Genomic DNA, 21,171 nt, shown 5'->3' with positions numbered 1-21,171 from the left:
TGTTATAATTTTGATATTATTTAAAAAAAGTTTTTTCACTAGTCTTGAGTTATCTCTTCCTGCGTTTTCGCTTTCTTTTGGGGGTTACTTTGGTTTTTTCTGGCATTGACAAGTTTTGGCTTTCGATCATCTTAATAGTCGGATCAAAGGCGAATTCAGCATTTGCAGATAATGTGCCGATGTGGTCGAGTTTGTTAGAAACATCATTTGCTTTGCTTTCACTTTGTTTTATCAAGGAAGTAAGATAGTGATTTGTCCAGTCTTTAATGGACGAAATTACTGAGCGGTATGCGCTCTTTAGTGCTTTAAGCTTCTTTTCTATTTCTTCATTTCTTTCTTGTCGGAATGCCCATGAAGGTTTGTTGTAACGCTGTTTGCGTTTTGGCGTGTAGTCAATATTATTTTCTCCTACGGTTTTTAGCACACCCTCATTTAGGGCATTTTTAACCGCTAAGGTAACGGCTTTTTGTGTGATTGACTTTTGAAATTCATTTGAAATAACATTTGATACCAACAAATGAACATGACTAGATTTATCTGTAGACTTCGATTCGTCATGCAATACGGCAACACAATGCTTAAAGATAAGTTTAATATCTAAACCCGTTTCTGACGCAATTTTTGATAACGTTAACTGGATGATCTTCTGCCAGTCTTTCTTATTAGGCTGCTTAATATCTCTAGGGACTGTCAGGATAAAAGAAGTACAATAATTTCTAACTCCGCCACCTCGTAAACCTTTTAACTTACGATTTTTCTGTCTTTCATCCACAGCGGAAACTATTGCATCAGCATTGTTTACTAAAACACTGATATTTGTGTAGTGATGAGATGGCCTTTTTTCATCAATTAGGTAGTTTACGTGGGCTATAAATCCTGTTTCTTTATTTTTTATCTGTGTCGTTTTGACTATCCAATTTTTTAACATTTCAAATTATTTTATTATATTAATTTTTTACCATAAATCTTGTACCTGAAAACCTGCTATCGATACATTCGTGATAATCGCTAATATCTATTGAAAAACTTTCTTCTTAGCCAGATAGGAGCTTTGATTCTCAAACCATCCTTCTGGTCAAAGGGCAAGCCCCTTGAAACCCAAATTTTTATAAAAATTTCAAAAAAAACACAAAATAAAAACAATAATTTAACCCCTGCATTTATAATAATATCGTTATATTTCAATTGGTTACATTGACTTTTTGGAGTGTTCTGCTATTATTTGATAACTGTTTATATCCATTAATTAAAAAAGAGAAATTGAGGATGAAACGAAAAATAGAAGCATACTAGGGGAATTTACTCCTGTGCTTTTGCCATGGGAGTAAAAAATCATGCGTGTAGTATTTTTTATTATCAGTAGTAAAACTGTCATTAAATTTAATTTTGGAGGTGAGCGATCATGAACTCCAAAACTAGAGATATTAAACTTAAACCAAAACAATACCTGGACGTCTATTTTCCTGGCTCTAGAATCACAACAAAGACCGTTATCAATTGGATAAAAGCAGGAAGACTGGCGGGTGAAAAAACACCAACAGGCAGGTGGCTTGTAATCCCTAATAAACAACCAGATTCATTTTTCTCAAATCAGCTTGAGGCAAAATCGATTGAATTGTTGAACAAAGTAATGGGAGGGAAATGAAATGAGCAGAAAAAGAATGGCGGGTAGAGAACATTGGCCAACAGGTTTAAGAGAGAAATATGTACGAAATGCTTGTCGATACTACTTCATTGATATCGAAGGAAAATACCACTATCTACCAATAGGCACTACTCTCGATTTAGCAATTGCAACAACGCAACAATATAATAACCGATTTAGAAGCTTTGATTTAGATTCGGTTTTATTAGAACAAAAAAGAAAACTAGATAAGTTCAACAAACCACTAGATGAATGGCTACCTAACGTGAAAGTAGTCGTGACCAAAAGTGGCATTGGGGAAAACGCACTAGATACGTTTTACAAAGATTGCGACCGACTTTCAAACGCCATAGGCGATGTATATACAAAATCAATAACACTCGAACATGTAAACGAATTCCTAAACATAGTAACCGAAGGCAAAAGCGACAATGTTTACAATCGAAAAATAAGCTTTTTGAGAAAAGTCTTTAGTCATCTTGTCGACATGTCTGCCATGGAAGAGAACTATGCCGATAGAAAAATGATGCGAAAGACTGCCTTAAAAAAACGTAAACGGCTTTCACAGGACGATTTTCTTCTTATGCTTAAATCTGCACAAGCTGAACCTAAAACACATTGGTTATACATTGCAATGAGCTTGTCATTGCAAACAACACATAGTGCACTTGAAATAAGTCGAATGAAGTATACTCACATAGTCGAACAACATTTGCGAGTGCACAGACAAAAGGTTAAAAACTTAAGTTCATCAAGAGTCGAAATTCCTATAAGTTCGGAAATGAAGCGGATAATAGGTGAGAGTAAACGTGGTATCGCATCACCATATATAGTTCATCGAATCGGTCGTTACGCTAGACTAATAGCAGAGGGTTGTGACCATCCATTACAAGTTTCGAGCAAGTATATTAGCCGTGGGTTTAGTAAACTTAGAGATGAACTCGGTATTTGCAAGGAACTTCCGAAAAATGAGAGACCTACGTTCCATGAAATTAGGGCATTATCTATATTTCTGTATAAGAAACGCCTTAACATTGATCCTATGGAACGAGCTGCACATTCGAGTTCGGAAACTACTAAAATTTATGCTAGAGATCATGAAGATTGGATTAGGGTAGCTCCAGCAGAGATTAAAATTACATAATCTTTTAAATAAATACTTAACTGATGACAAATAGAAACCGTGTTGAATAATGTTCACATGGTTTTTTTGTTGAATTCAACATAAAAAATTAACGCTGATTTGCATGATGCGATATCTGCAAATAGATACTAATCGGACTACTGTATAAGGGTACAAAAGGGTACGGAAAGGGTACGCTAACAGGTGGGGAAAGTCTGAAAGCCTTTAGAATTGGTCGGTGTGAGAGGATTTGAACCTCCGACCCCTGACACCCCATGACAGTGCGCTACCAAGCTGCGCCACACACCGACCGAAAGAGCGTGTAAGTCTACTCAAAATAATCAACAATGCAACGACAATTAGCAATTAAGGTCCTCAAGCGCTTAATTGCTAACCACTTCTTTGAAAACCGACTATGCCAACGTAACGAAACACACTCCGGTAACCACTAACGCCACAATAACGTTGAGCACAATGCCTTCTCGGGCCATGGTTTTTATATCAAACTTTTCTGTTGAGTAAGCAATGGCATTTGGCGCTGTCGCAACTGGCAACATAAACGCGCAACTTGCGCTAATCGCAGCGGGGATCATAAGTAGCTTGGGGTCTACGCTTACCGCTACACCGGCGGCTGCTAATATAGGCATTAACAAGGTTGCCGTTGCCGTATTAGAGGTGATTTCCGTTAAGAAAGTAACAAACAAGCAAATACCTAGCACTAGCAAAATTATCGGTAACGTTGAAAGGCCTGTTAACCAGGTGCCCATTAAAATGCTAAGCCCAGATGCAGTAAACGCTTTGGCAATACAAATACCACCTGCAAAAAGCAGTAACATTCCCCAAGGAATATCGTTTGCTGTTTTCCAGTTTAATAACTTATCGCGATTGCCTTTGGCATCCACCTGCTCACTATCGTTACCACTATTGGTCAAAAACATGGCCGCCACACCCGCTACGGCAATAGTGCTGTCGCTGATGGTGGTAACTCCTAGCCATGCAGTCCAAAAGGGACGAAAGATCCATGCCATAGCAACCGTACCAAAAATAGCTAAAACTCGCTTTTCTGCATGAGACCATTCACCGGGCATAGGAAGGTTTATTTTACCCACAACGCTAATACCGCGAGCAAGCCACAATGCCATAATAGGTACCGCAACAATGACAATAGGAATGCCTGTTTTCATCCAATCGATGAAGCTGTATTCCATGCCTTGGGTTTCTTCGTAAACACTCATAAAGATAATATTGGGCGGCGTGCCTATTGGTGTGCCTACCCCGCCAACGCTTGCAGAGTAGGCAATACCTAAAATAAGCGCCACGCCAAAACGAGGGTTATCCACCGCGTTAATGATGGCAATCGCCATTGGCAACATCATTAAAATGGTGGCGGTGTTGCTTATCCACATGCTCAGCACTGCGGTGGTTATCATAAAGCCTAAAATCAGCTTCATAGGGCTGCCACTGCCAGTTAAGCGCAGCATGTAAATAGCAAAGCGCTTGTGAAGATTGGCTCGCTCTAATGCTTTTGAAAGCATGAACGCTGCCATTAGCAAAATAATGACATGGCTGCCAAGTGATGATGCCGCTTCACTATGAGACAGTACACCGAACAATGGGAATAGTGCGAAGGGCAGTAATGAGGTTGCTGGAATTGGGAGTGCTTCAGTTACCCACAAAATGGCTACAAATAGAGTAATGGCTGCGGTAAAGACAATATCTTTAGGCTGCCCCACAAACCACAACGCTAGACCACTGACGCTGGCAATAACAAACGCCAGTAAAATAATGAGGTTTTTGGGCGTGGGCTTTTTATTATTGGATGGTTTTTTATGAGTTTCTTGCTTTTTAGTAGTTTCGCTTTGAGGCGTGGTGTTCATTGCGCTTCCCATTTACCTGTCGCATTTATAATTGCTTTTATTCGCTATTATAATTTCTACCAGTAAATGACGGGAAACGCACTACCCTTTACCACTTTAATCGTTGTTTTCGGGTTACTTATGTTGGTCGTCTGAGGTTATGCGACTTGCAATAGCGCCATCTTGCCCTTTGTATTTGGCATCCACTCTAGCGTTGTAAGGCTTTTCAGCTGGGCTAGATAACACTTCAAAACTTATCGCCCCAATTTTCATTCCTGGACGAAGTGCTAAAGGCAGTTTACCGCTGTTGTAAAACTCAAGCACAATATTGCCAGACCAACCTGGGTCGATTCTGTGCGCTGTTACATGCACCATAAGTCCTAATCTAGCCAGTGAAGAACGACCGTCTAACCAGCCCACAATGTTATCTGGCAAGGTCACCGACTCAAGCGTAACAGCAAGCGCTAATTCTTTGGGATGGAGGAAAAATGCCTTGCCATCTTCCAGCTCAATCTCGTCACTCATCACGTGATCGAGTGCTTCTTGAACCTCAACTTTTGGGCCGCTTAAATCAATGTATGGCGCTTGATGCTCTTCAAACACTCTAAACTTATTCCCTAAACGAATATCTACCGTTACGCCGCTAATTTGGTCGTAGCTGGGCGTGGGATCTATTTTAATGTTCCCGTCTTGCAGATATTGATTTATGTCGCGGTCGCACAAACGCATGCTGTATTCCTCATTTCATTTGCCGGCTATTATGCGTATGTCGCGCGGTCCAATCAACTGCTAGAGAGCTTGTTTTGTACAGTTTTCTCAATCTCAACTTTTTAAATTTTAAATAAATAAGCATGTTGCCATCTTTATAGTATTGGCTATCATTGCTTTTTCACTCTCCGACACCCTTTATGTCTGTCACTAGTCGACACTATTTTATCGCCGTAATCTGTGTGCTTGTCGCCATGATCACCATTCAATCTGGCGCCTCTTTGGCAAAACAATTGTTTCAGCAAGTAGGCGTGCTAGGCACAATAACTTACAGAGTTGGCTTTGCTGCTCTTATACTGTGTTTCGTTTTTAAGCCATGGCGCAATAGGCCTGAACAGCTTAAATCCATTGTTATTTATGGCTTGTGTCTAGGTGGAATGAACACCGCTTTTTATTTTGCCATCGAGCGTATTCCTATTGGCATAGCCGTGGCGTTAGAATTTGTTGGTCCCTTATTGGTTGCTATTCTGTCATCTAAAAAAAGAGTGGATTTTTTGTGGGCGGCACTGGCGATAGTCGGTCTCATCTTATTACTCCCCGACCTCAGGGCAACTCACGGGCTTGATCCACTGGGCTTTGTTTTGGCACTTGGCGCAGGAGCCTGCTGGGCAGGTTATATTTTATTTGGCAAAAGAACTGGGGAGAATGGCTCTTCGGGTGCAATCGTGGCGCTAGGCATGCTTGTTGCCGCCGTTGCAATAGTACCGTTTGGTATTGCAATTCACTTTGATGAATTAGTTAATGTTGCGCTTATTCCTGCTGGAATAGGTATTGCTTTGTTATCCAGCGCCTTACCCTACAGCCTAGAGATGATTGCCCTCAGAAAAATGCCGTATCAAAGCTTCAGTATTTTAATGAGTGTTGAGCCTGCCATTGCCGCACTAGCCGGCTTTATGATACTAGGCGAGCTATTAACCCTGTGGCACTGGATGGCTATCGCTTTGGTAATAAGCGCGTCGGTTGGCACTGCGGTAACCCACAACAGGTAATGCGAGCAAATAAAACCCACAAAGAGGAACCACTTAGCTTAAATAATGAGCTTGTTTAATTACCTACTATGCCTATTTGATCGCCCTTTATGTGTCTATTGCCCTCTTTTCGAGGTGAAAGCGTAAGGGCTAATTGCATTGATAGCGCCCGTGCGGCCTCTTGATAGCTTGCAGATATTGGGCTGTCTGGCGAACTTATTAGCAGGGGCGTTCCCGCGTCGCCGTGCTCACGTATGTGAATGTCCAGTGGTAATTGTCCGAGTAAAGGCAAGCCATGGCGTTCGGCTAACGCTTCCCCTCCGTCTTTTGAAAATACGTAGTCTTTGGTTCCACATGCTCTGCATTGGTAGAAGCTCATGTTTTCAATTAGACCAAGTACCGGCACGTCGACTTTTTCGAACATGCTAATACCTTTTTGTGCATCGGCTAATGCGAGGTCTTGGGGTGTGGTAACAATAACGGCGGCAGTAAGTGGCACCTGCTGCGCCATGGTTAACTGAATGTCTCCCGTGCCTGGCGGCATATCAACAATGAGATAATCAAGCACTGGCCACAGTGTTTCGTTTAACAATTGCGTAAGCGCTCGACTTGCCATAGGACCTCGCCATACAGCCGCATCGTCTTGTGGGACCAAGTACCCAATAGAGTTTGCCACCAATCCGTGTGCCATTAACGGCTGCATGTGTTTATTGTCTTCGCTCTCTGGGTGAGCTGAGGTATTACCAAGCATAATAGGAATAGACGGCCCATATATATCGGCATCTAAAATGCCCACTTTGGCGCCTTCTTTCATCAGAGCAAAGGCAAGGTTTATACTGGTGGTAGACTTCCCTACTCCGCCTTTACCGCTGGCAACAGCAATAATATTTTTAATGTTAGTGATTGGCGGCAACGCCGTTTGCTGGCTTGTTATCTTGGTTGATAAAGACAGTTGTGACTCAGTTAACGCATGCTTTGAATCTGCTTTTAATTTAGCAAGCACCAAATCGCGCAGCACGGGTAACTGACTATCGATACAAAATGGCAGTGTGACATGCACGCCCTCGGCGTTGCCATCGGTAGACGTTGCTTTACACCAAGAGGCCGTTTCGGCTACATCCATACTGAAATAGCTGGCTAAAATAGCAGCAACCTTTCGGGTTACCGGTTCGGCTTTGCGAGAAAAGAACATAAATTGCCCTACAACCTGAAGATTTGTTTGAATTACGTAATGCAAAAAACGCGGTTTTCCGCTAGTATTTGCAGCCATTTTGAAACGCAAAGAATCAATAACGTCATTATGTCAGAAAAACGCCGAATTCTGGTAACCAGTGCGTTGCCATACGCAAATGGCTCTATTCATTTAGGGCACTTGCTTGAACATATTCAAACAGACATCTGGACCCGTTTTCAGCGCCTTCGCGGAAACGAATGTTACAGTGTTTGTGCCGATGATGCACATGGCACACCGGTTATGCTTAAAGCGCAAGAGCTTGGCATTACGCCAGAAGAAATGGTTGCCCGCACCCGCGCAGAGCATCACCAAGACCTCATTGACTTCCATGTGGATTACGACAACTACTATGTAACCCACTCACCGGAAAACAAGGCATTTTGTGAAGAGATTTATTCTCGTCTTGATGACGCAGGTTACATTAGCAAACGCGTGATCAATCAGCTTTTCGATCCTGAGAAAGAAATGTTTCTGCCGGATCGTTTTGTAAAGGGCACATGTCCAAGCTGCGGTGCAGAAGATCAAAACGGCGACAGCTGTGATGTTTGTGGTGCTACCTATAGCCCAACAGAAGTTAAAAACCCGCGCAGCGTGGTATCTGGCGCTACGCCAGTATTAAGAGAATCTGAGCATTTCTTCTTCGACTTACCCAAGTTCGAAGATATGCTAAAAACGTGGATACGCTCTGGTGCGCTGCAAGAAGAAATGGCAAACAAGCTGCAAGAATGGTTTACAGAAGGCCTTCAGCAGTGGGATATCAGCCGTGATGCTCCGTACTTTGGGTTTGAAATTCCTGGCGCACCAAACAAGTTTTTCTACGTGTGGGTAGACGCTCCCGTAGGCTACATGGCCAGCTTTAAAAACTTTTGTGACCAAAACAGCCTAGAATTCGATGACTTTTGGAAGGCCGATTCTACCGCTGAGCTATATCACTTTATCGGAAAAGACATTACGTATTTCCACTGCCTGTTTTGGCCGGCCATGCTAGAAGGCGCAGGATACCGCAAGCCTACTGGGGTTAACATCCACGGGTTTGTTACGGTAAATGGCGCGAAGATGTCTAAGTCTCGCGGTACCTTTATTAAAGGCCGTACTTATCTCGACCATTTGAACCCAGAATATTTACGTTATTACTTTGCGTCTAAGCTAAGTGATGGTGTCACTGATATCGACCTTAATTTCACCGACTTTGCGCAGAAAGTAAATTCTGACCTTGTAGGTAAGGTTGTTAACATCGCGAGCCGCTGCGCTAGTTTTATTACCAAGCGCTTCGATGGCAAGTTATCAGACAACGTCATTGAGCCAGAACTCATCGCTGAATTTCAAAATGCCGCAGATGGTATTGCAGAACAGTTTGAAAAGCGTCGCTACCACCAAGCAATTCGCGAGATAATGGCCCTAGCAGACAAAGCAAATCAGTTTATTGATAACAATGCGCCTTGGGTAACGATAAAAGACGAATCTAAGCAGCAATTTACCCACGACGTATGCTCGTTGGGCATTAATATGTTCCGTCTATTAACGATTTACTTAAAGCCGGTGCTGCCTATTTTAGCGGAAAAAGCAGAGAGCTTTTTGAATGACGAATTCAATTGGGCTTCGCTACAAACAGTACTTACAGGCCACGCTATCAACAAGTTTAAACCTATGATGCAGCGTGTAGATATGGAGAAAATTGACGCCATGATTGACGACTCTAAAGAGAGCTTAGCGCCACAACAGCCAGCTATTGCACCAGATAGCCCGCTAGCGCAAGACCCTATCAGCGACACTATCTCGTTTGAAGATTTTGCAAAAATCGATCTTCGCATTGCCCGTATTGCCAATGCCGAGCACGTGGAAAAAGCAGATAAACTTCTGCGTTTAGAGCTAGATTTAGGCGGCGAAACTAAGCAAGTGTTTGCTGGCATTAAGTCAGCCTATGCACCAGAAGCGTTAATTGGTAAGCACACTGTGATGGTGGCGAATTTGGCACCTCGCAAAATGCGCTTCGGTTTAAGTGAAGGAATGGTACTTGCCGCAGGACCTGGTGGCGACGACCTTTATATTCTAGAGCCTCATGAGGGTGCTAAACCCGGAATGCGCGTTAAGTAACCATGCGCGTCAAGTAATAAGAACTTGTTGCTATAACCTTGCAACTAAACACTAAAAAGCCACGGTTAGACAATTACAAAGTAGTTGCTACACGTGGCTTTTTTGTTTCTGTGATGTGGTACGCGCACTAGCCCCCACGGCAGAAAACTGAGGTTTCAATGCTCGCTTTGGCCTAATGGCCGTCATGGGGAATACGCGTTTCTTAGCCAAAATGACATACACCGCACTACACCAGGGAAAATACGACGATAAATAGTGCTGAAGCTTGGCCGCTCCCTCCCAACGCTGCTGAAAAAATAACGTGGAAAAAAGAATTTGCCGCTGCTCTATTACTTCAAACCCTAGAAGGTGAAGCCAGTCTTTCATTCTGTAGGTGGTAAAAAATCGGGCATCGTGCAAAATATTATCGCGTTTTACGGGCAAGTATTTGGCGACCCCAGCTAAGCTAAGCGGGTTAAAGCCGCTGATAATAACGTGCCCGTCTTGAGTGATCACCCGGTCTACTTCACGCAAAATTTCGTGAGGATCTTGGGCAAAATCGAGCTCGTTAGCCAACAATAGCCCATCAATACTGTTTTCTGAAAACGGCAGTTTGTGCGCTTGGCCAATAATGAAGTTTTCGTTTGTAGAGTGTGTTCTTTCCTCAGCCTCACCATTTGCGACAGCCTTAAACATGTCGTCTTTAGCCCGTTCGCTACAGGTAAAGTCGGGGGTGTGATTAATGCGATGATGAATTGGGCTATCGTTTAGCTGAATTTGCGCGCTTAAGTTGCCTAGTTTTACAAAGTGATAGCCAAAGATACGCTCTGCATATTCATTGCAAACCTGCTCCACCGCCAACTTAATATTTTCTCCTGCGGGAAATTCATCCCAGCTACCGGGATAGCGCGGTGGCTTTGACCTAAACGCCGTTTTCATTATCACTTCACACGCTCATCGGTTGCTCTGTAAACCACATGCCCCTATAGTAACGCATAATTGAAGCTAAACAAGCAGGTGTATTATGCGCATCGACACATTACCTTCGGGCATAACAGTCCATCCAATTCCCGCCTTTACCGATAACTATATATGGTGTATCCACAACGGTAAAAATGCGGTTGTTGTAGACCCAGGCGATGCTGAGCCAGTGTTAAAATACATGGCCGAACACGCATTGAACTTAGCTGCCGTTCTTATTACCCATCACCATCGCGACCATACAGGTGGCATTGCCAAATTGGTCTCGGCTTTTGCAGATTTACCCGTTATTGGCCCAAGAGGCGGGCATATAAGAGGGCTAACTAAAACCGTTGCGCAAGGCGATACGGTAGCGTTGCCGGTTGTAGATATGTCGTTTCAAGTGATGGAAGTACCGGGGCATACCCTCGACCACATCGCGTTTTTCGGTCACGGTGCACTGTTTTGCGGCGATACTCTATTTTCAGCCGGGTGTGGCCGATTATTTGAAGGCACACCAGAGCAAATGCTGCATTCACTCAATAAGCTCAAGCGCCTGCCTGATGACACTGCGGTGTATTGTACTCACGAATATACGCAGGCGAATGTGAACTTTGCCCTCGCGGTAGAGCCTAACAACAGCGAATTACAAGACTACGATGCTTGGGTAAAAACGAAGCGCTCTCACGACCAGCCGACCTTGCCCAGTACATTAGACGAACAAAAACAGATAAACCCTTTCTTGCGCTCACATGAGCCAGCGGTAAAGGACGCTGCACAGCGTTATGCTGATACTGAGCTGACGGACGATGCCGCTGTTTTCGCCGCCGTTCGACGTTGGAAAGATGAGTTTTAGTGAATATATTTGCCATTTAGCGTAGTATTACGCCCTTGCAGTACACAAAGAGGTTTCTTCAAAATATGCAGTCGAAGTTGTTCCCACTTGCGTCCGTTCTATTGGCGTTAGGGCTTTCAGGATGTCAGTTAACCGAAAATGAAAGTGAAGATGTAGCCGTAGAGCAAAACGAGAAAGCAGCACTTGAAGCATGTGCTGAAACCTATTTAGGTGAAGAAGACATTGCCGATTGCGAGGTAGCAAGAGACGGCGTCATTGATGTCATCCACCCAAAAGATGATGTGTTAGAAGAAACTGCGGAAATTACGGCCCCTGAAGACGTAGAAGTGGCTGCGGTAATTACCGACGTATGGCAGCGAGCCAGCAATACATTTTCACTGAATATACCGGATGACCGCCGCGTTACTGCGCAGCGAGATTGGTATTTAAAGCACCCAGAATACATGGCCCGCGTGGTAAAACGCGCAAAGCCGTTCTTGTTTTACATTGTTGAAGAAATTGAAAAGCGCAATATGCCAATGGAGTTAGTTTTACTCCCTATTGTAGAAAGCGCCTTCGATCCGTTTGCCTATTCCCATGGCCGCGCGGCAGGAATGTGGCAGTTTATTCCAAGTACGGGTAAACGCTTTGGCATGCCGCAAACGTGGTGGTATGACGGAAGACGCGATGTAGTGGCCTCTACTCAAGGTGCCCTTGACTACCTTACCTATCTAAACGACATGTTTGATGGCGACTGGCTGCATGCGCTAGCAGCGTACAACAGCGGCGAAGGGCGCGTTATGCGCTCAATTCGCGCGAACAAACGGGCGGGCAAACCCACCGACTTTTGGCATTTAGGTTTGCCAAAAGAAACTCGTGCTTACGTACCTAAGCTTTTAGCCCTTGCTGATATTTTGAAAAATAAAACGGCCTTTGATTACGCATGGCCAGAAGTTGAAAATGTAGCGGTTATTGAAGTGGTGGATATCGGCTCTCAGGTAGACCTTGCGTTTGCCGCAGAACTTGCTGATATGTCATTAAAGGAGCTACACGGCCTCAACCCAGGATTTAACCGCTGGGCTACGTCACCAGATGGGCCTCACCGCCTTGTGTTGCCGGTAGAAAAAGCAGCGTCATTTTCACAAGCACTGGCAAAAATAGACAGAAAAGAGCGCCTAAATTGGGTACGCCACACAGTTAAAAACGGAGACAGCCTAGGGAAAATTGCAAATCAATACCATACTACTATTAAGGTCATTCAGCAGGTTAATGAACTCGACTCTTCAATGATACGCATTGGCCAAGCTATTATGGTACCCGTTGCTCTTAAAGCATTAGATGACTATGCCCTTTCTCAAGAGCAGCGATTAGCGAGTATTCAAAGTAGCAATAAATCGAAGCAAAAGGTTCGCCATACCGTAAAGTCTGGTGATACGCTGTGGGACATTGCTCGAAAATATAACGTATCAACAAGACAGCTTGCAAAGTGGAACGGTATGGCACCTGGCGACATGTTGCGCCCCGGCAAAACCCTGGTGGTGTGGCTAGAGGGTAAAAGCGACGCTGGTGTTACCAAAAAGGTGACTTACACAGTGCGTAACGGCGACTCGCTCTCGCGTATTGCCAGTAAGTTCAATGTAAAAGTAAGTGATATTAGCAAATGGAATAGCCTTAATACGAAGCGCTATTTGCAACCTGGACAAAAACTAAAGCTTTATGTTGACGTTACCAGGCTAACATCTACAGGATAGAGACATGTTAAAAATTAACCGAGAAAATCTGCGAAACAGTCATGAAACGCCTTGGTTAATTTTAGACTTAGTCATGCTGGGTTTATTGTTTATAAACTTAGCATGGCTCATATTTGATGCACTATACGCCACTAATTTTGTGTATCAGCAGCTTGGCGTGCACTTCCCCGCCGTTATTGATGCCTACGACCCCATACACAACAACTTTTTACTTGTCGACTTAGTATTCATAGGCATATTTTTTACTGAGTTTTGTTTTCGCTGGGCAGTAGCCATAGTAAGAAAAGAACACCTACGCTGGTACTTCTTCCCATTTTTACATTGGTACGATCTTGTTGGGCTTATCCCAACCGGCGGCACGCGTCTGTTTCGTTTTCTCCGCATATTGTCTATTTTGCACCGCCTGCACAAATACGAGATTATCGACTTAAATCAAACCGCAATCTTTCGATTCTTTACCTTCTACTACGATGTTTTTGTGGAAGAGTTAAGCGACAGAATAGTAGTAAAAGTGCTAAGCGATGCACAAAAAGATATCTCCGCCGGCTCTCCACTGCTTGATGATATTACTAACCAAGTGCTTGCACCACGACGCCCTGTTATCACTCAATGGATGGCAGGCATTATCAATCACCTAGGGCAATCTATAAGTAACGATGAACACGGTGACGTAATAAGGGAGCACGTTCGAAAGAGTGTTGGTAAGGCCGTGCGAGGCAACGCGCAAGTATCGTCTCTTAATTACTTGCCCATTATAGGTAAAACCATTGAAAATACACTGGAGCAGTCGGTTACTGACATTGTTACCTCATCCCTCGTTAATTTGTTAAGCGACCTAGACTCTGATCGCATTGACCACTTTATTTCTGTGGGCATGCACGACTACACCCCCACGGCTGATGCTCTCGATGAAGAAGTATTGAATGTAGTAAACGAATGCCTAGAACTTGTTAAAGCCCACGTATCGCAACAGCGCTGGAAATCCCATTTGATGGAAAAAGAATCGACCGTGCCCTCCCCAGGCCTGGTTTCAAATGAAAATGATTCTTTGTAAATAGAGGCTCTGTAAATAGGGGCTCTGTAAAGAGAGAACTTGTTAATAGAAACCCTGTAAATAAATACGTTGTAAATAATAAAGACACCTTGAAGAAGTTTTCCAAGGATACGGATATATCAACATGCTCGACAACAAACCAAACTATGCTCTTTATACTGTGGAAGAACTTGAAGACGTTGTTGCCAATGTCGATAAAGCCCGCTTTCCTGAGCGCTACAAAGCGGCGCAAGCTGCACTCTCTGAAAAACGGCTTTTACAGCCTAAGCAACACCAAGCTGTTGATGATGACGAAGTAAGTTCATCTCACACAAGAGTGAAATGGTCAGAACAACTGCTCATAACACGAGTAATGTTTATATCGTTCATTACCTTACTCCTTGCAGTTATCATCCCCATGTTTTCTGAGTTTATGGTGGCAAAAAGTTGGACAGAAAATACCGGTGCCTTTTTCTGGCTGATGTCTCTTACATTAATAACGCTATGGTTTTTATCCTTAGGGATGGACAAAACGCTTTCCCAACGTTTGACGAAAGACTGGCGGGGCAAACTCGCCATCTCAGTAATGCCACTCGTATTTTTAGCTTTCAGCTTAGTGTTTGTAGACCAATCCGTTCCCCTTAGTTTGCATAGTATTCTAAGCGAAGACAGTGTTAACCAAAGCATGGCATTTAAAAAGATAGACGGTAAAAAACGCTGCCGACACCGTATTGAAATTATTGAGACAAGGGAGTTTGAAGACACTTACCTTTGCCTATCAAAACATGAGCTCGATAAGCTTCCTGAGAAGGGATACGTAACGATAGTAGGAAGCCGCAGTCAGTTTGGATTACTTATAGATAGGTTTAGCAAATAGCTTATAAAGCCCATCCTATAGGTCGATGTTACGGGCTTTTTTCACTTGATAAGAAATTACACGCGTAAACGATGACGAGTGTTACACTATTTAGCATCTCTTTTTGTAACGCCTATTTACAACAACAAATAAAAGAAGACTACTAATGAAGTTTATTATTTTAGCTATCGTAATTGGTTTAGCCATTTTCTTATTTACCCGCCACACATCAAACAAAAAAATCGCGACTGAAAACATCGAAGCCGGCAACGTGTTTCTAGCAGAAAATAAAGCCAATATTGCAGTAAAAGAGACATCTTCAGGCCTTCAGTACGAAATACTTCAAGAAGGGCAAGGTACACAGCACCCAACGGCATCATCAACAGTAAAAGTGCATTACCACGGCACGTTGCTTGACGGCACTGTATTTGACAGCTCGGTGGCGCGTGGTGAGCCCATTAGCTTTCCACTAAACCGTGTTATTGCAGGCTGGACGGAAGGCGTTCAACTTATGGTTGAGGGAGATAAATATAAATTCTTTATTCCATCACACCTAGCCTATGGCGACAGCGCAGCAGGAAAAATAGCACCGGGCTCGACGCTGATATTTGAAGTGGAATTGTTAGAAGTTAAATAGTCCTATACGGTAATAACAAAATGCTAAATGTATTGGTTTGGTATAAGCACTGATTCGGCCTCAAATAGCTTAAGAATAAAGTGTGAGCAGAAGCTCATCAAAAAAGCATTTAGCTTTATGTGTATTAGCTTATCCTTGCTGAATTGCTCGCAAATAATCTGAAGTCAGATAATTTGCGAGCATTTTAGTCTAATTCATTTTAGGCTCAGGTAGCGCTTTTTCCTGCAAAAAGTGTAAAAGCCGATGCCATGCAATTTAACGATAATGCTAGTTCATCTTTGCCAGTACTTTTTGTTTTAATAGTTCTACTTCTTTTTGGCGACCTTTATCAGCAAGAGGTCTATCTGGGCGTGGCGCTGCTGCTTGTGCTTTTGCTAGGTACTTCATCGCTTTGTCATATTCACGCTCATCAAAAAGATATTCTGCATAGAAGAAGTTTGGGTCAATTCCATCAGAATTGAGCGAAAGCGCTTTTGTCAGCAGCATTTCGGCTTTTTTATCACTACCAAACCCAATCGGCCACCCCGGCACTTTATGATAAAGCACGCCTAAGCTTGTCATTGCCGATCCCTGAAGCGCTGTTTCATCAAGACGCAGTGCTTTTTCAAAACTTTTCTTCGCTGCCTTTGCATATTTTAGCGCACCGAGGCCCCCCTTCGCACCTGCGGTGGTTGATTGAACAATTCCCAACCAAATGTAGCCCTCTGCCCCTTCTGGGTTCAGCTTTACTAAAGACTCTGCCTTATCTGCAAGCGCTAGTAGCGCGTCAACTTTGTCATCGTCTTCCAATTCAGAATAGTTTATTACGGCCCATTCATGTTGAATAGCCAACAAGCTCTCATCGCCATAGCTTGCCATGCTGAGCAGAAGTAAAACCGATGCCAATGTAATTTTAAACAATCTCATGATAATTTCTCCTCTTGACGCGATTTCATATAGCGTTGGATGGTGGGAAGCTGCTTTTTTAGCGCTGCATCCACCAAGCTGGGAAACGCACCATTAATTTTTACAAACAATTTTTCTGGAAAGCCAAGAAAGCGTCGACACTGCTTTTTATAAAGCATGTCAACAAGCGCTTGAGCTACATCAGAAGGGTTATCCATGGCATTGCCTAACGCCTGATTCATCGAAGTAGCTTGCGCTGAGTTAATTGATGTTTGCGTGGCTCTGGGTGCAAAATAGTGAAAATGCAAATTTGTTCCTGCATACTCTCTTATTAACGATTCCGTCCATCCGCGCAGACCAAACTTAGAGGCGCAATATAAAGAGTGACACGCAAAACCAATACTGCCGAATGTAGAGCCAATATTGACGATGCGAGCATCAGGTGCACGCTGTAATATGGGGATCAGTTTTTGCGTAAGCGTAATAGGTACAACGAGGTTAGTCGTAATTACAGAGTCTACAGCACCTTGTGGGCCACCAGTAAATGAACCTGTTTCAGTGATTCCAGCATTATTAATCAGCATCGTGACAGACTTATCGCGACAAAGTGCCACCACTTTTTCCATATCGTCAGTCTGTGTCAGATCGGCACATACCACAGTGTGTTGGCCTGGCAAGACTTCTACAAGCTTCCCTAACTTGCTGGTATTTCGTCCTGTGAGTATCAGTGAGACACCAAGGCTTGCTAGCTGTTTGGCAATGGCCTCTCCTATCCCACCCGATGCGCCGGTTAATAGGCACACCTGCTTTTCAAAAGCGATGGCCATTACGCTGCCTCCGTAAGCAAGTCAGAACACGACAACGTTCTAAATATATTCGCATAAAGTTGGAAAAACATTTTGGCAGAGTGGATGATGAGATCTTGTTCTGCTTTATCATCAATTTTATTCATCAGGTCTTTAAAAAACACAATATGCTCTTGATCTAACGAACCGTGAGAACGCAAATAACTAAATGCCGACTTAGGGAGCCCTAGCACATCTTGAATTGATGCCGCAGCATTATCGGCCAGCGCAATACTTGTGCCTTCCAGCACAAATACCATCCCAAAAAAGCACAGCGGGTTTTTGCGGCGTATCGCATCATAGGCATAAGACACCATTAAATCTGTCGCCGCAGCGGGTGCACTATGTCTTACGGTTTCTTTATCAACACCGCAGGCCGCTAAGTCATTTAAAATCCACTCCTGATGGCCCATTTCTTCGTCGATGTACTCTCCCACAGCTTCACGCAGCCATTCCTTACTCTCTGGTAAAGCAGCGCCAGTGGCCATTAGCAGCGGAACTGTGTGCTTTACATGATGATAAGCTTGCGACAAAAATGCGGTATAGTCTTCGGTTGAAATATTGCCTTCGAAACAGCGACGGATAATAGGCGATGACGTTAAATAAGCACGCTCATTTTGTGTTTCGCTTTCAAGTCTTTCAAATAATTTCATGGTATCTCCTTAATTACGCAACCTGTTGGTTGAGTAAATTGCTAATAGTTGATTGAAAATGCTGTAGCGCCTGCTCTCGACGGAGCTTGCCATTAGCAGTAAGTAACAATGCGCTCTCTGGTAACGCGTCGAGCGCATGCCACTTGGCGATACGCGCATATTCAGGTAAGGAATGGTTAACAGATGCGATGACTTGTGCAATCTGCTGTTCAGTGAGTGTACGGTCTCGTTTAACTAAAATTGCACTGCAGGCTTTTTCTCCTTCACCAACGATCAATGCATATTGAAAATAGCCTGTTGAGGTGAGCGCGCTCTCAATCCACTCAGGTGAGATATTTCTCCCCAAACTAGTAATAATGAGGTTTTTCTTGCGCCCCTGAATGTGAAAATAGCCCCCCTCTTCAGACACTAAGTCACCGGTTTTCACCTCAAAAGGATAAAATGAGTCTGGCTGATTCAAGTAACCAAGAAAGATGTTTCCCTTTACGATAAGTTCGTTATTTTCAATAGATAGCGTGTTATGCCCAAGTGATTCACCGACACTGCCATCGCAATGTTTATCGGGTAAGTTCAACGTATTTACCGATACACCCTCTGAGAGGCCGTACCCCTCAAAGACAGGAAGTCCCAAAGCGCGTGCACTCTCGAGTAAGGAAGGTGCTACATGTGCGCCTCCTACGGCAATAAAGGTAAGTGAGGTTGGTGGTACCCAGCCTTTCTTACAGGCTGAAACCAGTAACAATAATAATTCCGGCACTAAAATAAGCGTTTCGGGCCGATGTTCATTAATTTGAGAGAGCATGGCGTTTGGATTTGTGAGTGCTGCACCACTAAACCCAAGCTCTGTGCTAGAAGGCAGAACGATGCAACCGCCCACTAATAACGGCGCATATACGCCCGCAATATTTTCTAGTAATGTGGGCAATGGCAATAAACATAAATGTTTAACTCGCTTCAACGCCACTGCATTGGACAAGCTTTTCGCTACGTTACGCTGGGAAGTATTCGATAAACAAACCCCTTTGGGCTGGCCGGTAGACCCTGAGGTGAAGGTGATTTTCCCCGTTCCCCGAGGGATACAAGGATGACCATTAGGCTTCACTTTATAAGCCTGCAGGGTTTCAAAGGGACACTCAATTCGGCTTACGCCTTTGTGCTCAGTGTATTCACTCATGTTGCCGCTATCAGCTATTAATAATTCAATGCCGGCCTCGTTAAGCAAATGCTGACGTTGTTGCTTTGAAAAGTAAACCGGCACGGGAGTAAGCACTTTATTCGCTTCTCGGGCCGCTAAATCGCAAATAACCCACTCCGCGCCATTATCAGCGATTAATGCCAGGTGCATTTCTGGCTGCTGCAACAACCATTCAGAAACTAACGCTACTTTTTCAACTAATTCACGATAATTCATGCTGCCACCACTGTACGCCAGTGCAGTATCATCATTTTGAAACACATGGGGATCTAAGATCATAAATGGGCCTCAAATACATTTGTTATTTCAGGCAGAAGTGGCGCCATACAATCGAACATTTTTGCCACTGGTTCACTGCTAGCAACGAGTCTCGATACTTCGCTGGTGCGAAGCGCAACCACTTGGGGTTTCGTCTCATAGTAAGTCCCCCACTCTTTACCTTCATCGTGCAAGCGGTGCTTTGACGCATCGCATAAATAGGTGAGTGGTAGGCCAATGCTTGTCATTAAATCTCGTAATGATGATGTTGCGGCAAACACAATTACCGAATAATTTAGCTGTTGCAGGCTAAGCGCTGTAAGGAGTAGTAGCGGTTGCGTAAAACTACCGTTGCGACTGTATAAATTGCCAATCTCGGCAACTTGATTGCGCGCAACGTTTAGATTTACCTGCGCCAATATGTCTTCTACTGGCGCCGGCATGTAAGACTCTACAAACAAAGGGGACGCTGCGCTCCGCGCGCCTAACGCAGCAAAAGGCTTACTGCCACCTACGCCCAGCAATACAGGCATAAAATGTTGAAGTGTAGCGTGATAAGAGCGCCAAAAACCCTTGGCAATAAGGCGCTGAAGCTCGTTGCGTTGCAAAGATGAGTCGACGCCGATGAATAACTCAGTAAGCGTATTGCGAGGATAAATGTGCCTAGCGCAACGTGCGCTAGAGCGACGTTTTGGTGATAGTGCGGTACTTAACATAAACAACTACTCTGTTAACTGTTAAGTCCGATTATGAGATATGAATATTAAGTCAAACTTAAGACTTGATAATATTTGTCACTTATTTTAAACAGCTAGGCGTTATGGAAATCAAAACTCGTATTCTAAAACCATACGTAGGGTATGGTCTGTGTTGTCACCATTTAGCCCAGCGATAAAGCCAAGCTCCCACTTAAGCTGCTTTTGTCCGTCGAACCGACGAATTCCCATAAATGCGGGGCCAACGCCAATAAAGTCCTCAGCGGCGTAGAATTCTATTGCAGGCTGAATTTCAGGTATCCAGCGATAGCGATATTTCATTTTAAATTCGCCTTCGAATTCGTTTTTTATGGTTTCGCCCCATTCGTAAACTAAGGTTACGTTAGTAGTAAGAGAAAAACGCCCGAATTCTTTTTCAGTCAAAATACCGCTTTTTATTTCCCAATCATTCCTATCATTTTGCTTTTCCAATTCAAATAATACACCCCAGTCTGCCCAGTATTGCCCTTGCTCTGTCAACATAGAACGTAATTCAAGCTCATAAGAGGCAACCGAAAAGTCATCATTCTCGTCCCTGCTGCCCACCACGTAGAGCTCTAAAATTGTTCGTTCAGAGAGTGCATGCCCCGCAGATATCCGCTGCATCAGTAGGTTACCTTCGTCATTTTGACGAGATGTCAGGCGCCACTCAAACTCACGTTCAAATGGCAACACATAGGGATGATACACTTTATCTACCACAAAATTATCTGCCATTACCGTGTCAAACGGACTGAAAGAAAGCATAATTAAAAGTGACCGTGCCCCCCCGGACTTTATGAAATTTTTAACGGATTTGTTCATTGCACAACTCATCGCAAATCGAATGGCACTTTCAATA

20 protein-coding genes and 1 tRNA gene are annotated in these 21,171 nt (G+C 43.7%); 9 read left to right on the top strand and 12 right to left on the bottom strand.

The window, feature by feature from the left end:
* Positions 1-49: 49 nt before the first annotated feature.
* On the bottom strand, positions 50-928 hold the full coding sequence (locus tag JV36_RS0117425) for a hypothetical protein (RefSeq protein ID WP_032096690.1): 879 nt from the start codon (positions 926-928) through the stop codon (positions 50-52).
* Between the two features lie 474 nt (positions 929-1,402).
* Here JV36_RS0117425 and JV36_RS0117420 point away from each other — a divergent pair, with 474 nt between their 5' ends.
* The gene (locus JV36_RS0117420; protein ID WP_032096691.1) at positions 1,403-1,645 is read left to right on the top strand and encodes a hypothetical protein; all 243 of its coding nucleotides are present in this window, start codon (positions 1,403-1,405) and stop codon (positions 1,643-1,645) included.
* Between the two features lies 1 nt (position 1,646).
* Positions 1,647-2,789, top strand: a complete 1,143-nt coding sequence (locus tag JV36_RS19950) for a tyrosine-type recombinase/integrase (protein ID WP_032096692.1) — start codon at positions 1,647-1,649, stop codon at positions 2,787-2,789.
* A gap of 211 nt (positions 2,790-3,000) precedes the next feature.
* Here JV36_RS19950 and JV36_RS0117410 read toward each other — a convergent pair.
* From JV36_RS0117410 to dcd, 3 genes are all read right to left on the bottom strand, one after another.
* Positions 3,001-3,077, bottom strand: a tRNA-Pro gene (locus tag JV36_RS0117410).
* Positions 3,078-3,181: 104 nt separating this feature from the next.
* Positions 3,182-4,645 carry an SLC13 family permease gene (locus JV36_RS0117405; RefSeq protein ID WP_032096693.1) on the bottom strand — a complete coding sequence of 488 codons (1,464 nt, stop codon included), beginning with the start codon at positions 4,643-4,645 and terminating at the stop codon, positions 3,182-3,184.
* Positions 4,646-4,759: 114 nt separating this feature from the next.
* Positions 4,760-5,353 (bottom strand): dCTP deaminase, encoded by a 594-nt coding sequence (gene dcd / locus JV36_RS0117400; protein WP_032096694.1) that lies wholly within the window; start codon positions 5,351-5,353, stop codon positions 4,760-4,762.
* A gap of 179 nt (positions 5,354-5,532) precedes the next feature.
* Here dcd and JV36_RS0117395 point away from each other — a divergent pair, with 179 nt between their 5' ends.
* Complete coding sequence (locus JV36_RS0117395) at positions 5,533-6,381, top strand: EamA family transporter (RefSeq protein WP_032096695.1); 849 nt, start codon at positions 5,533-5,535, stop codon at positions 6,379-6,381.
* Positions 6,382-6,436: 55 nt separating this feature from the next.
* Here the strand turns inward: JV36_RS0117395 and apbC are convergent, their stop codons facing one another.
* Positions 6,437-7,552, bottom strand: a complete 1,116-nt coding sequence (apbC, locus tag JV36_RS0117390; RefSeq protein ID WP_032096854.1) for an iron-sulfur cluster carrier protein ApbC — start codon at positions 7,550-7,552, stop codon at positions 6,437-6,439.
* Between the two features lie 108 nt (positions 7,553-7,660).
* On the opposite strand from apbC, the gene metG reads away from it, so the two are divergent.
* Positions 7,661-9,688 carry a methionine--tRNA ligase gene (gene metG, locus JV36_RS0117385; RefSeq protein WP_032096696.1) on the top strand — a complete coding sequence of 676 codons (2,028 nt, stop codon included), beginning with the start codon at positions 7,661-7,663 and terminating at the stop codon, positions 9,686-9,688.
* Between the two features lie 87 nt (positions 9,689-9,775).
* On the opposite strand, the gene JV36_RS0117380 is transcribed toward metG, so the two are convergent.
* On the bottom strand, positions 9,776-10,606 hold the full coding sequence (locus tag JV36_RS0117380) for a class I SAM-dependent methyltransferase (RefSeq protein ID WP_032096697.1): 831 nt from the start codon (positions 10,604-10,606) through the stop codon (positions 9,776-9,778).
* A gap of 85 nt (positions 10,607-10,691) precedes the next feature.
* Here JV36_RS0117380 and gloB point away from each other — a divergent pair, with 85 nt between their 5' ends.
* The 5 genes from gloB to JV36_RS0117355 all read left to right on the top strand — a co-directional run bounded on the left by gloB (position 10,692) and on the right by JV36_RS0117355 (position 15,739).
* Positions 10,692-11,483: a hydroxyacylglutathione hydrolase gene (gene gloB / locus JV36_RS0117375; protein WP_032096698.1), complete on the top strand. Its 792-nt coding sequence runs from the start codon at positions 10,692-10,694 to the stop codon at positions 11,481-11,483.
* 65 nt (positions 11,484-11,548) lie between these two features.
* Positions 11,549-13,213 carry a lytic transglycosylase gene (locus JV36_RS0117370; RefSeq protein WP_032096699.1) on the top strand — a complete coding sequence of 555 codons (1,665 nt, stop codon included), beginning with the start codon at positions 11,549-11,551 and terminating at the stop codon, positions 13,211-13,213.
* A 4-nt stretch (positions 13,214-13,217) separates the two neighbouring features.
* Entirely contained in the window at positions 13,218-14,267 is a 1,050-nt protein-coding gene (locus JV36_RS0117365) for a hypothetical protein (protein ID WP_032096700.1), read from the top strand.
* Between the two features lie 124 nt (positions 14,268-14,391).
* Positions 14,392-15,123 (top strand): hypothetical protein, encoded by a 732-nt coding sequence (locus JV36_RS0117360; RefSeq protein ID WP_032096701.1) that lies wholly within the window; start codon positions 14,392-14,394, stop codon positions 15,121-15,123.
* Positions 15,124-15,268: 145 nt separating this feature from the next.
* Positions 15,269-15,739, top strand: a complete 471-nt coding sequence (locus tag JV36_RS0117355; protein WP_032096702.1) for an FKBP-type peptidyl-prolyl cis-trans isomerase — start codon at positions 15,269-15,271, stop codon at positions 15,737-15,739.
* A 267-nt stretch (positions 15,740-16,006) separates the two neighbouring features.
* On the opposite strand, the gene JV36_RS0117350 is transcribed toward JV36_RS0117355, so the two are convergent.
* From JV36_RS0117350 to JV36_RS0117325, 6 genes are all read right to left on the bottom strand, one after another.
* Positions 16,007-16,645, bottom strand: a complete 639-nt coding sequence (locus JV36_RS0117350) for a tetratricopeptide repeat protein (protein WP_032096703.1) — start codon at positions 16,643-16,645, stop codon at positions 16,007-16,009.
* Complete coding sequence (locus JV36_RS0117345) at positions 16,642-17,451, bottom strand: SDR family oxidoreductase (RefSeq protein ID WP_032096704.1); 810 nt, start codon at positions 17,449-17,451, stop codon at positions 16,642-16,644. The genes JV36_RS0117350 and JV36_RS0117345 overlap by 4 nt, the downstream gene beginning before the upstream one ends.
* Entirely contained in the window at positions 17,451-18,122 is a 672-nt protein-coding gene (locus tag JV36_RS0117340; RefSeq protein ID WP_032096705.1) for a TenA family transcriptional regulator, read from the bottom strand. The genes JV36_RS0117345 and JV36_RS0117340 overlap by 1 nt, the downstream gene beginning before the upstream one ends.
* A 13-nt stretch (positions 18,123-18,135) precedes the next feature.
* Positions 18,136-19,596: an AMP-binding protein gene (locus tag JV36_RS0117335; protein WP_052010233.1), complete on the bottom strand. Its 1,461-nt coding sequence runs from the start codon at positions 19,594-19,596 to the stop codon at positions 18,136-18,138.
* A complete protein-coding gene (locus JV36_RS0117330; RefSeq protein ID WP_032096706.1) occupies positions 19,593-20,291 on the bottom strand; it encodes a thermostable hemolysin in 699 nt (232 codons plus the stop codon). The genes JV36_RS0117335 and JV36_RS0117330 overlap by 4 nt, the downstream gene beginning before the upstream one ends.
* A gap of 111 nt (positions 20,292-20,402) precedes the next feature.
* Positions 20,403-21,077, bottom strand: coding sequence for a hypothetical protein (locus JV36_RS0117325; RefSeq protein WP_032096856.1), 675 nt, complete (start codon positions 21,075-21,077; stop codon positions 20,403-20,405).
* Positions 21,078-21,171: the final 94 nt, after the last annotated feature.

The sequence above is a fragment of the Alteromonas sp. LOR genome (genome assembly GCF_000753865.1).
Lineage (GTDB): Bacteria > Pseudomonadota > Gammaproteobacteria > Enterobacterales > Alteromonadaceae > Alteromonas.
Note: the sequence above shows the minus strand (reverse complement) of the source record. Positions and strands in the feature narration are given on the sequence as shown.